Genomic DNA, 12604 nt, shown 5'->3' with positions numbered 1-12604 from the left:
ATTATGCAACCTATCGCCATTTTAAGCTCAATTTGTTCTGGCCACGATGGATTCCCACCCCGGCCATCGGTAACAGGTGTTCCGTTGTTTACTGTTAATGGTTTTCCAGTAATGGCAACAGGTGGGATATTCATACCCCACGTAAAACCTGATAACCCACCGCATCCTGGTATAGCGATTGGGTCCAGCAAGTTAACAATCAATGGCCAACCCGCTGTAATGGTCGGGGACGTCATTTCATGCGGTTCTGTCGTGGCGACAGGCCAACCCTTAATGACCATCTCATAGGCGAGATTATTATGTATGGAATAACACAAAAACATCAGGTTCTGGAAATAGCAATTGCGGTATGCGAGGTGATTGGTACTGCTACGAATGACACTGTGTCAATGTTGGTAGAAACATGTGCCGCAGAAACGTTATTGGGAGAGTATCGGGACCCAACACAATACGGTGCCGGCACAGGCCTGATGCAAGTCGACGAAGGTACTTTTATCTGGCTGCAGGAGAAGTATGGGAATCACAAGTTTGCACACGCAGTCCAAGATCGGTTCGGTGTATCAATTCTAAAGGTCGAGTACAGGGAACTGGAACATAGCCCGCTTCTCTCAATGATCTGGGCCAGATTACGCTATGCAACGAGGAAAGAGCCAATTCCATCAACACTACAGCTCAGAGCTGAATATTGGAAAATGTTCTACAACACTGAGGCAGGCAAAGGTAGTGTTGGTGAATACATGAAAAAGGTGCAACACTCGGGCTGCTTGAGGATGCTGGAAAAATTTTACTCACACACTTCCTAACAAGCACCCCAAGCTAAAGAAAAACAAAAAATAGTGACAAAATGTTGAATAACAAGTGATTTTACATGAACCATGTTGAATTAATGCAACTAACTAACGGAGATATCAACAATGAGTATTTTGAGCACATTGTTTTCATTTACAAACAATAAAAAAGAATCAGCCGGCATCGTTTCAGAACTCGGGAGTGTGCTGGATAAATTCGTGACATCAGATGCTGAGCGAAAGGAGTTTCAAGTCAAGTTGGAACGGCTTTCAGCAATAAACCCAAATCCGCTGGTAGCTGGTGGTCGAAGCGCGATCATGTATACAATCAGTCTGACAACTCTCTACTATGCAGTTTTTCGCGATATGCTGGCGATGATTGTGGGGCCGGAGCAGGTTCCACCTTCCAGCATTAACATCTCAGAGCTATTGGCCACTTTAATCAAGCTACTAGCTGGCATTTTGTAAACACACCAACCCATACAATTTGATCCTGTTTACACAAGGCCGGGCTACCTTAGATTCAATTTATGAAGATGAGGACCCACCATGCTTAACACTCCAGAGCTTGTCGAACAGTTCAAAAATTACATTCAGTCCGGAGGCATCCAGGACCCGCAATCCTCCCACATCGCTGCTGACAATGTCGAGACTGCAGGAAACTTAGAAACACGGCTGAAATCCGCCCTGATGGTGGGAATAGATTATACTGCGGATGGCATTGACCAGTTACCGATTCAAATTGAGAAGCTGATTTCTGAAACGGAAAAATCCCAGCTTGCAAACAGATCCTGGCGACTATATCTGAATGTTGCAAAAGACCCTTCTGACTTAATGAATGTTAGTGCCGGCGTCAAAGTTTTGCGTCAAGTTCAGGGTTTATCCGAGGAAGAACAAAACAAGCCCGCCCCCAGCATCAAACCGTTTTCAGACACCTCTCTGGTTGTTGCTAACCGAGAAGCCTTGCAATCCATTGAAAGTGAAGTGCCAGGCATCATTGATTTAATGGAACGAGTCAATTCAGCGTTGACACCGATCACCTCAAGCACCGGAGGAGCGGAAACAACACCGGCAGTCCAACCTCCATTGAGTGAAGAATTAAAAACTGCAGCAATGGCCATGATAAAAAAATTATCGCCATTACTCGGTTTAGTCGGGGAGTCATCTGCCTCCGTTCAATCCGCTGCAGACAATGCGAGTGTAGAGCGTGAAAATGCGATCAAAGCATTTAACGACGCCGTTAATTTAACGCTCATTAGAATCACAAAAGATAATCCAATAATTGGGGAAGCGGTCAATAAAATAAGCCCAATTTAAGTAAATCCTTAAAGCCGTGAATTTACAAACTGTTTTACCTCCCCGGCGCCGTTACTCGACGCGAGATGTGAGAAAACCAAATAAAGTAACGCCATTTCAATGATTTACATTCACGCCGGTTACTGTTAAAGAATTTTTTTTTATCTTAGAATCGACAAAATAGGCTGTGACTGAGCTAAAAACTTCCGGCCACCGTTTCCTAACAAAAGGACAAGCTACATGCCACAAACAAAAAAACGATATGAAGAACGTGTGAAAGAAATCGCCATGCGCAGTGCTCAAATGCGCGCCCTTTGCGTTCATAGCCAATTCCAAGGCGGCCAATTCATCACTAACGCTTCAGAGCGTGCAGCTGCAATTGATAGTGCCGCATCTGATATGCCACTGTTTGAAAGCCTGACTCCTGAACACCGCAAAGAAATCGCGACAGGAATGGCATCAGCAGTCGTTGAGTATGAAAAAATCCACGGCGAGCTTCCTCGCGATGAAATGCTTGCCTCTGCTCATCGAGCAATGGAAAACATCCTGATTGGAAGTGCAGATCCGAATCAAAGCACAGATGCCAATTTAATGTTCGAATCATTGGGAGTGTCCATGTCAACGTCAGAAGGGGTAGAGACTCGCGCCAAAATGATTGGCCTGGTTCTACCTACGATTCTGGCCACCGCAACAAACGATGCCATCACCTATGTTCCAGGGGCGAACGATGAAATCGAAATTTTCAAAGTTTTCCGCACAGCAGCTTCAAACTTCGGTGATTACACTCGCGGGCAAGTGCTTGACCAGTCTGCAACCGGTCAATACTCTCAGATGAAGCAGCGGTATAAGTTGCCTAAAGAAAAACAACCCGACGGCAATAAGAAAGACTTTAAATTCGTTTCTAGTCAGGACCTGAAGCACAAACAGAAAATCCCGATGAAAAAAGGAAGCGTCTTTGTTTATTTCAACCGCAAAGCGGTGGCCAATGATTTAGAAAATCCAGGCAGACTTTACGGAGAAATCAAAGTCGGAGAAGATACCGTTGCTATCATCAATTCAGCAATCGACTACGTATCTGGTGACATCGAATTCAGCACAGTCAAAGCTCTGCCTGAAGGTTCAGAAATTACAGTTCGGTTCGAGATAGATATTGAGAATAGTCCTGAGCTGATTCCCGTTATTGATCATGAAATGACGTCGAAAAAATTGCGCCCTTCACAAGCGGCAATGGCGTCAGAAAGCACCATTCAGACTATTTTCAAAGTACAACGTGAATTTGGCATTGATGCAAAAGCATTAAATTTGACCTCATTGCGTGATGTCATGGCCAATGAAAAATCAATTCGCCACCTGAATGACATGATGTTTGCTGTGCAACACCACCAATCATTCAATGTATATACACCGGTTGGTCAAGACTGGCGCCTCCATCGTGCACTGTTGCAAGATAAATTCATGGGCATTTCTAGTCTATTGCTTAAATTAACGCAAACAAGTGGCATGCGGGGCGCATATGTTGGTACACAGCTTTGCACATTACTGAAGACATTAGGCCGTGAGTATTTCGAAATTACACCAAACTACACTCAGCTACCTAAAGTTCACTATGTTGGAAAGCTGTTCGGCATGTATCGTATTTACGAAGTTCCAGATAACACAGTAGAAGAGCTCTCTCCATGGCAGGCTCTGTGTTATGGACGCGGTAAATCTCACTCTGAAGCAGGCTATATTGCTGGTGATGCAATCCCACCGGTTCATTATGACCATCCGATTGGTGCAAACCTGAAATCACGTGACACGATTTGGGAACTTTCGTATGGCGATATCCATCCTTTTGATGGTGAAAATTACTTTGTCCTGCTGACAGTCACAGACAAGAAACCGGAAGAATTGACAACTGCCGGTAAGCCTGAATCCGAAGTAGCCTGATCAGATACACGCACTTCCTAACACGGCGGTTAGTTTAATACAAACCGCCATTTAAGGCAGATTACCATGATACAAGTTCATATTTTCAACCCCACGGGAATGACCGTCCATGTTTTGGGGATTGCCATACAACCATATTCTGAATGTCCGAAAGGACAAGATATTGATATGGCGTTAGAAGACTTCGCCAATTTTAAGAGCCAAGTTCAGACAGTGGCAAAAAATATCATCATAAAAGCAGCTAAATCCCAGGCGGAGACTGAGAAGCCTTCTGATACAACCTTGAATAATGATCAAGGGGAAGACGCCGAAGGGGATAAGCCTTCATCTACAAACGCTGGTAAGACAGGCAGAGGTCGTAAACCGACCAACGCATCGACGGAGGATAAATAATGGATATTCCATATACTCTGAGCAACGTGGCTGAAACTGTTATTTATGCCATCAATGCCGATGGCACGATGTCAGCCGGTAGCGCAGGAAACCAAGCAATCTTTGCTGGTATTGTAATTTCAAGAAAAGGCCGACCGTATGAGCCAATTGCCGTCACCAAAAGTAACTATGAGGCACTTTTAGGTAAAGCTTACCATCCCAGCAAAGGGCTGGTGGCTGAACCTATGCGTCACTTGGCGGAAGCCGTTGACGGCGGCCCTGGCATTATCGTTCGCGTAGTACCAGGCAACGCAAAAACCCCCGTTATCCGGGTTAAAGTTGCAGAAAACGGTTCACCAACGGTGGAAAACGATGCATTACCTTTTGAAACGGCAATTACATTAGATGAAGCGGGCAACGAAAAAATAGCTTTCTACATCAATGATGGCGATGCCTTGGCCGATCGTTCTGTCGAGATGAAAATTGCTGATGAAAACAAATATGGCAGCAATAAATATGAATTGCTCCTTTATCGCAAAGACACGGCAGGCAACGACGGTATCGAGAAGCGATACATTGTTGGCCTGGACCCTGAAGCAACTGATGACCAGGGTGGATCAGCTTATTTGGAAGCTGTATTAGAAGACCAGAATGCACCTATCCGTGCCATTGTGGGCGATATCACATCAATTAAAAATGGCATTCCTCGAACCCAATTCACCGGAGGTGAAGAAGGGGATTTGAACACCATTTCTCCAGAAAATTACAAAAAGGCGTTGTCCGCGTTGAGTTCATCTCTGGTGAAGTTTACGCATGTTCTCGGGCTTGGTTGTTACGACAATGCTGTTATCAAGGGCTTGATTGATATCAGCAACAAGCGCCGGATTGGTGGCTTTTATGACGTAAATCCGCGCCTTTCGTACGCAGACGCCTGCAAAGCCAAAAAAGACATGGCAATCAATGAGCATCGAGCATGTTTCTATCATTTCCCGTTTGACGCGAAAGATCCAACTTACAAAGTTCGTGCTGTTTGGGGGCTTTCAGGCGTTGCCTTCAGAGCCAAATCCATCGGTATCGCAAAAACTGCCCCGACAGGTGGATACCATTACACCCCAGCAGGAGAAGAAAGAGCAATCATTTCTCGAACAGCACTTCGTCAAAGACCTAATGCTGGTGAACCGGACTATGAACTCATGTACGAAGTTCGTATCAATAAAATCGGCACTACTGAAGCTGGATATCTGATGATTGACGATTCGTTGACGTCATCTGTTCGCGAAAACGACCTGAGATTTGAGCAGATCGTTTCAGTTACAGACGCTGTTAGTCGTGACGCGTATGTTTTGGCTAACCGGCTGAAACATGAGCCCGATGGCGTTACATATGACGGGGCGATCAAGGGTATGAAACGCATACTGGAAGGATATGTCTCAATTGGAGCGCTTGTACCGCCGACCGATAAAGAAACCGACGGTGAAGAACCGTACAAACTAATGGTCGACAAATTGGATAAAGATTTATGGCGTCTACGTTACGCATTGTGCGTCTCCGGTTCAGCTCGACGCTTCGCTTGTGAACCAATCGTGATCCACTAAGGGGGTATTCAAATGTCAATTTTCTCACCTGGCGGCGAGCAGCCATTATTTCAACAGATGTTGTTTGAATCAGTATTGGTAAAAGACAACGAAGAGCTTCCGCCACCAGCAGAACAGGAAGTTACGGAAAAAGTGTTTTTCGAAAGCTTATCTGAAGATGCGATTTATGAAGCTGTTTCAACGAATGCAAAAATATCCATGCGCTCCGATGCTGCAGCGGCGGTCATCATCTGGACTGAAGAGGGTGACTCTGAATTTGATTCATTTGAAGCACTGGCATATGGGCTGGCTGGTGGCGTCGATGGCGAAGAATTAAATGAAGATCAGCTTGACGAGTTTGAAACGTTCCTGAACCTAATGGCCGATTTCTGCCAGCAGGTGGGCGCTTCAAGCGATGATGTGCAAGCAATGATTGACGGGGATGACGACGCTGCTGAGAAAGTATTTGAAGCCGTATCTTCCCTGGCTGATAACGTTTCAACCGACGAACTCATTGCCGATTTTGCAGCTAAAGAAAGTCTAATTCTTGAGTCAACTAAACGGGTAATTCGAGACGGGAAATTCGTTTTCAAAAAAGTTAAACGCAAACGACGTATGACCAGCGCTCAAAAAGCAGCTTTGAAGCAAGCACAGAAGAAATCTCACTCCAGTGCAGCGAAAGCAAAGCGCGAGAAATCAATGCGCATGCGTAAATCACGGAACCTGTAATTAGGAGTAACCCATGTCGAGAATTATTGGCGTACCACATGACGATGGCATTTCAGATGCTTTCAAGGTGAGCATTACCCAGAACATGGGTAAAGCTGGACATGTTACCGTCGTGGGTTACCTAACTGAAGGTTCGTCAGTCGCATTATCCAGCATCTGGGAATCACCCTTTCAAGGAGATCACATTGGTGCCATTCAAGCGTTAGATAAAGCGGTGAAGGTTTACCAATGGCAATCATCTGAGACTTTAAAAACTCAGGCGAACTCAGCATCAATCTGGGAAGGCACAGAGCCGCCCCAGATTCCTCTGGCGCTGTACTTTCATGCATACACTGATGCAAAGAAACAAGTTAATGATCCCCTGACCGTACTCAAACAAATGGCCAGCCCCGAGCTGGCAGAGGTCGTTCCTGTCAGTTTAGATGATGCGATTATCGGTCGTGAGCCCCAGGACGCAATATTTGATATTGGACGGCGTATCAAAATCAAAATGCGAATCCATGATGTGCAGTACGACCTCAATCTACCCAAAACCAACGACGGATATTTTGCTTACCAAACGGTCACGCTTACTGCGTCACCTAAAGGCATGATCAACCGTTCTCAGATTCCGCAATATTTCACTTAATGAAGGACTCGACATGAGTGGACATTTTAATAGTCGCGGTAATACCGCGTTCCTGAAAGTAAAATTCGATCAAAACCTCTCAGCCGGCGAGAAATTATCGGGTGCAGAGTTTGAAATGACAATCGACCAATATCCGGAGATTTCTGTGCTTATTCGAAGCACACAGATAGGTGCCATGGGTCGATCCGATGTTGAAGATTTCGGACCGATGGGCATGAAATTCGTGCAGCATGGTCCGCTTGAAAACAGTGGTGAAATTGCCTGCACTGCTGTGGAGACGATCGCCGGCCCCGTACTCCGGATGTTACAGAAGGTTGTGAAAAATAAGGAATATTTAGACATCACCATTCGTGCGACGCCTGAGTCCACAGCTGGTATTTCTGCGGAAGGTGCAGCTCACCGATATGAGCACTGCAAATTACGTTCTGATGTAATTGATTTGAGTACGGAAGACCAAGCTGCATTGGTCAAGCCGCCATTTACGATTGTATACAACTGGAAGGACTTCTAAGGGATAACTATGACTACGCCAAACGAGTTACTTGAAAATGTTAAAGCCAGGTTTAATCCCCTAATGCATGATGAAAAAAGTGCTTTGAATGCGCTTTTGCGACAGGCGCTACAAACGTACCAAGACCTTGCCGGCGTAGTCAAAGTTGCGAAATACACCAAACCATCTCAGACCCTAACCCCTCCAGCGGGATTTTTGTTTCGTATCGTTATAAAAGATTCCCGGGGGCAGTTCGTTCTATCCAATGTATTTGATGGCGAAATCGAATTGACCCTGTACGGGGGAGAACTATGGCCTCTTACTTTGACGTATGGGGAGAACCTGGTTGATACCGATTATGAGACCTACAAGTTACCACCGACAGCTGAGGGGCTGATCAGTGACTATCTGCAGGCTTTAATCGCAATTCCCAATACAGAACGAATTCGTCGGATATCAACAGCCGGCAAAATAGATGTTAGCGATCTCCCGACACAGTCTGAATTGATGGACCGAAAAATTGGATTAGAGGAAACCATCAAGTCCAGCCGTTCAATGGCATCAACCTTTAGCATCATGGGGTGACTCATTATGTTCAGCCTGGGCAACATATTCAATATAGGAAACACCGCATTACATGATGCATTAAAGGATGGGAGAAACGCGCTGGGGTTTAGCTCTCAGCCCGTGAATCCATACATGCAGCAAGCAAAAAAGTATGTAAAAAAATTGGTCGAAACACCGTTTCAACAAGGCTGGCAATGGACGATTGAGGCAGATGATAGCCCAGACGACTTTGAGATATATGTGAAAGACATTGACTTCAGCTTGGGTTCAATTGATGCAGATGTAACAAACGTTGGCTCCGGTAGTATTGGGAAAGTCGTCAGCAGTAGCGCCGGCGAAGTAACAATGACTGTCAGAGATAACCAAGATGGTCGTGTCAAAAAGTGGTTTCAAAAGCTACTAAAGAAAGTCAAAAACGATAACGGTACCGTAAACCTCCCCAAAGACTATGTTTTTTCACTTCGGGTGTATTCGGTAAACGATGCCGGCGATAAGACACTGTATGAAACTATCAGAGTTTTTGCAGTTAAAGCAAACATCAACCTCACTCGAGATGAACCAGGAAATTTCATTAGCTACCCAATCATATTCCAGAAATTTTCGACGTTAGGAAACAAACAACTGTAGTGACTCATCATGCTGAATATCCCTGAATTTCCACTCCCAAGTAACCCAAAAACAAAAATTTCATTTCGTGCCCCTGATGTATCTGATTGCATGTTAATTGCTGATCAAAACCCCCACTTAGAGGAATCGGCAACAACTCTGTATTTAAACACTCTGCAGGATTTAAAAAAACAAGGTTCATTAAACGACTCAGCATTCTGGACCGGCGAAGACAGACGAACAGCCTTGTGGTGGATCTTCATCAACAGCAATGAGGATACAACCGTGTCATACCGGTTTAGCGAAAATGAGGAGGATGTGTACCTGGATTTGAACCTGGTTGATCTCGGAGACACTGCAGTCACATTGAGCCGCAAGCCGTCCGTACCGATTGAGTTTGATTATGCTGATGAGGTTGTGAAAGCAGAAGTGGTCCCTCTAAATGGACAGTCACTGGAAGCGATCGAATTAACCAGATTGGAAAGGGGGCAGCACGAGAAAGAGAGTATTGAGTATAAGCAGCTGACTTCAAAAATCTCCATGCAGCAACTGATTTATTCACTACGGATTAAGGGTGAGCCAGACGACCCTGACGATGCAGCAGACAAGCGATACTCAATAATCAGCAAACTAAAAATTGGTACTGAATATCGTTCGCTCATGGCCAAAGTCCACCAGGCTAAAAAATTGCTGGTGCACGGTTTGGCTACAACGTACCACGACGGTGTATACCTGTTGGTTGTCGAACGTGAGTTGAAGGAGGGAGAGGGCGTAAGGCCGCTGATGTTTCCCTTTCAATGCGACCACTTCATTCAAACGCTTTGACATTACTGGATGGCTTAATGTCGTCGAAAACCTGTCTATCTATGGCGGTCAGCCGACAAGCGCTGTGATGTCGCTCAATGCATTTTTGGCCATTCGGTTAGACGAAGCTTTACGAGATAAGATCAAGAAATTCGGATTGAATTAAAATGCAAAAAATGACAGTTGGTGAGTTTATAGAGCATGGTGATTTAGAGGCCATTGATAGATCAATTCGAGAGTGCAGCGACAGGGAATTGGCGGCGATTGCAAATATAACCGCGGTCCTGAAGGAAAAACAAACCAGAACCAATTCGGAACCAATTGGTGAAAAATACGGAACAAATGGGAACAAAGAAACCCAGAACAATCCCCAACAATCAGCTTCAGATAAAAGCACCACAGTAAACACAAGCCCAAATGGTGACGAACCCGACCCCAAGGGAGACGAAAACAACCCTACAGGTGATAAAATAGGACCAAATGGGGATTTAATTGGGGAATTAACACACTCTGGAACATCAGCAGAAAAAATATCAAATTCGGTCAATGTAGGGGCTGAATCTGCGCCACCGGGTGGATTAGCAGGTATGACCAGCATTTTATCAGAAATAAGAAATCTGAATAAAAATGCCACTCAAGGGAATATCAGCAACCAGCAGAGCAGTCAGAGTTCATCTGAAGAAAACCAATCCAACAGTTACTCTGAATCCAGGCACTCTACAGACACACATACGTCATATGCTGACGCCAGTAAGCTGCAGGTTACTAATAGGCCCGGCGACGAAATCAGAAACGAAACCAAACGAATTGCAGAAAATCAGAGCGAATCAAATGTAGAGACAACAGAACTCAATTCTGAAAACCTACGTCAGTCTGCACGATATGAAAATTCTGCCATTAGAGTTGAAGACAATACCAAGAACTCCAGCACTTCAATAAGTCCTGGTGAAAGGGTGACTGACGGCCCGGCCGCATCTCCGACAAAAATCCAGAATGAAATCGGAAAAGAAGAAAAATTCACTCATTCTTCCACCAGCGAAATTTCCGATTTAGCCAAATTCTGGAAAGATGAAAAAGGCCGAATTAGACGGCCAGACGGCAAATATGCCAGTAAGGAACAGTCTGAGCAGTACAACAAGAAAGCCCAGTTTTTAGAGCAGCACGAACAAGAGAAACAAACCACATTGCTCGGCCGCTTGGTAGAGAAAATGGCTACTGCCAGCAATGCATCTTTGGAACTCGTGAAGCAAAGCTCTGATATGGGTGAGTCAAACGTGGTCGAAGGAGCAGGTGTAGGACTTGGGGGATCATATTACTACGCCGCAAAACAAGTGCTGGATGCCAGCCTGGAGTCAGTAGAAAAGGTTACTGATTTGGGCAAATCCGCCACAAGCAAAGCATCCAAAATGAAGGGGTGGCTGGCAGAAAGGTTTAATAAACAGTCAACGGAAGGAGCCAACAATTATCAGACAAACACCTCTGCAGCAGGGGTGCAAGTGCCAGCGTCAATGCCAGGCCCAACAGCTGCAGCTGCTTCTGTTTCGAATTCAAAAACCATACAAGCCAAAGCAGAGAGCCTACGTAATCAAAACATTGAGGTATTGCGTGAGCTAAGTGCTGATGACGCAAAATTCCATAGCCAGTTGCTGAGCAAAGTAGATGACTTGATCTCTGCGTTTCAAAAATCAGGGAATGAAAGCGGCTTATTAGATGGAATAGGTGACCTGATCTCATTCGGAGGAGAAAGAGCCGGGAAACGAGGTAAGAAACGCGGCCGGAAAGGAGCAAAGGGCCGACCAACCTCTGCAAAAGCCAATGGCGGGAAAAGAATATCGATTACCGGTGAGGAAAGCGGGCATGCAAAAACGACAAAGCCAGAAAAGTATCGAAATAGGCTAAAGCCCGGTGGTAATGCCTCTGCGTCTATTGCAGATAAGCTCACCAGCCCCAAGGCTCGCGTAATGCCATCAGTTGAGGGGAAAGCTTTGGCCGGGCTGAAGCCTGGAGGCGCATATACAGTGGCGGCAGGAGCATCAAAAGGCGCCACTGCATTAAAAATCTTGGGCAAAGGCGCTGCCGGCGTATCTGGCGCGATAACCGCGTACTCCAAATATAATGAACTCAAAGATCGTGATGATCTGAACTTCAGCCAAAAAGCAGTTCAAACCGCGGCCCCTGCTATCGGTTCGATGGGTGGGGCTATGGCCGGAGGGATGGCTGGCGCCGCAATTGGATCTGTTGTTCCCATTGTTGGTACGGTCATTGGAGGCATCATCGGATCCATAGCCGGCTCTATGGGCGGAGAATGGCTCGGGAATGCAGCTGGAGAAAAACTCAGTCAATCAATCGGCAATGACGATTCTTTAAGTGTTCAGGCTTCAGAAGTTTGGGAAGATGCGAAGGAAGCAGCAGGGGAAGTGGCTCAATCAGTTAAAAGTATGGCCCCTGACTGGCTAGTCTCTGGTTCTGAAACGCTCACTAAAATGTACTCCAATGCTCAAGACAGTATTCAATCTGTTTTCATGCAGCCTCAAAGTATTGTTGACACTGTACCAGCCATTAAAAACATGCCAGAAATTCAACAACATACTTCCGAAAAATCGAACTCGGATTCAGAGCGTGTTGTCAGTTTAGACAGTAAAAGTAGAGCTCTGCTTGAAAACTTGGCACAATCTAACGGCAGCATATCTAAAACTGAAAAATCTGCGACCAACCTATCCAACAATTCAAGTGCGATCCTACGAGAAAAAGCAGGGTCCGGAATTCCATCTGACTTCAATGATCAGTACCTGCGTGCAATATCGCTGGATATGGAATAGCG

General features: G+C 45.5%; 14 protein-coding genes. All 14 read left to right on the top strand.

Going from position 1 to position 12604, the window contains the following annotated elements; translation table 11 throughout:
- Positions 1-3 precede the first annotated feature (3 nt).
- Positions 4-288, top strand: coding sequence for a PAAR domain-containing protein (locus tag L4174_RS24180; RefSeq protein WP_371929455.1), 285 nt, complete (start codon positions 4-6; stop codon positions 286-288).
- Between the two features lie 11 nt (positions 289-299).
- On the top strand, positions 300-803 hold the full coding sequence (locus L4174_RS23855; protein WP_248144815.1) for a hypothetical protein: 504 nt from the start codon (positions 300-302) through the stop codon (positions 801-803).
- 111 nt (positions 804-914) lie between these two features.
- Positions 915-1256, top strand: a complete 342-nt coding sequence (locus L4174_RS23850; protein WP_248144814.1) for a hypothetical protein — start codon at positions 915-917, stop codon at positions 1254-1256.
- Positions 1257-1337: 81 nt separating this feature from the next.
- The gene (locus L4174_RS23845; protein WP_248144813.1) at positions 1338-2105 is read left to right on the top strand and encodes a hypothetical protein; all 768 of its coding nucleotides are present in this window, start codon (positions 1338-1340) and stop codon (positions 2103-2105) included.
- A gap of 219 nt (positions 2106-2324) precedes the next feature.
- Positions 2325-4013: a hypothetical protein gene (locus tag L4174_RS23840; protein ID WP_248144812.1), complete on the top strand. Its 1689-nt coding sequence runs from the start codon at positions 2325-2327 to the stop codon at positions 4011-4013.
- A 66-nt stretch (positions 4014-4079) separates the two neighbouring features.
- Positions 4080-4406, top strand: a complete 327-nt coding sequence (locus L4174_RS23835; protein WP_248144811.1) for a hypothetical protein — start codon at positions 4080-4082, stop codon at positions 4404-4406.
- The gene (locus L4174_RS23830; RefSeq protein ID WP_248144810.1) at positions 4406-5980 is read left to right on the top strand and encodes a hypothetical protein; all 1575 of its coding nucleotides are present in this window, start codon (positions 4406-4408) and stop codon (positions 5978-5980) included. The genes L4174_RS23835 and L4174_RS23830 overlap by 1 nt, the downstream gene beginning before the upstream one ends.
- Positions 5981-5992: 12 nt before the next feature.
- A complete protein-coding gene (locus L4174_RS23825) occupies positions 5993-6688 on the top strand; it encodes a hypothetical protein (protein WP_248144809.1) in 696 nt (231 codons plus the stop codon).
- A 13-nt stretch (positions 6689-6701) separates the two neighbouring features.
- The gene (locus L4174_RS23820) at positions 6702-7316 is read left to right on the top strand and encodes a hypothetical protein (RefSeq protein WP_248144808.1); all 615 of its coding nucleotides are present in this window, start codon (positions 6702-6704) and stop codon (positions 7314-7316) included.
- A 13-nt stretch (positions 7317-7329) separates the two neighbouring features.
- Complete coding sequence (locus L4174_RS23815; protein WP_248144807.1) at positions 7330-7827, top strand: baseplate protein; 498 nt, start codon at positions 7330-7332, stop codon at positions 7825-7827.
- 9 nt (positions 7828-7836) lie between these two features.
- A complete protein-coding gene (locus L4174_RS23810; protein WP_248144806.1) occupies positions 7837-8391 on the top strand; it encodes a hypothetical protein in 555 nt (184 codons plus the stop codon).
- A 6-nt stretch (positions 8392-8397) separates the two neighbouring features.
- Entirely contained in the window at positions 8398-9000 is a 603-nt protein-coding gene (locus tag L4174_RS23805) for a hypothetical protein (protein ID WP_248144805.1), read from the top strand.
- Positions 9001-9009: 9 nt separating this feature from the next.
- The gene (locus L4174_RS23800; RefSeq protein ID WP_248144804.1) at positions 9010-9804 is read left to right on the top strand and encodes a hypothetical protein; all 795 of its coding nucleotides are present in this window, start codon (positions 9010-9012) and stop codon (positions 9802-9804) included.
- 146 nt (positions 9805-9950) lie between these two features.
- Positions 9951-12602 (top strand): hypothetical protein, encoded by a 2652-nt coding sequence (locus tag L4174_RS23795; protein WP_248144803.1) that lies wholly within the window; start codon positions 9951-9953, stop codon positions 12600-12602.
- Positions 12603-12604: the final 2 nt, after the last annotated feature.

Origin of the sequence: Photobacterium sp. CCB-ST2H9 (assembly GCF_023151555.2) — a bacterium.
GTDB lineage: Bacteria > Pseudomonadota > Gammaproteobacteria > Enterobacterales > Vibrionaceae > Photobacterium.
Note: the sequence above shows the minus strand (reverse complement) of the source record. Positions and strands in the feature narration are given on the sequence as shown.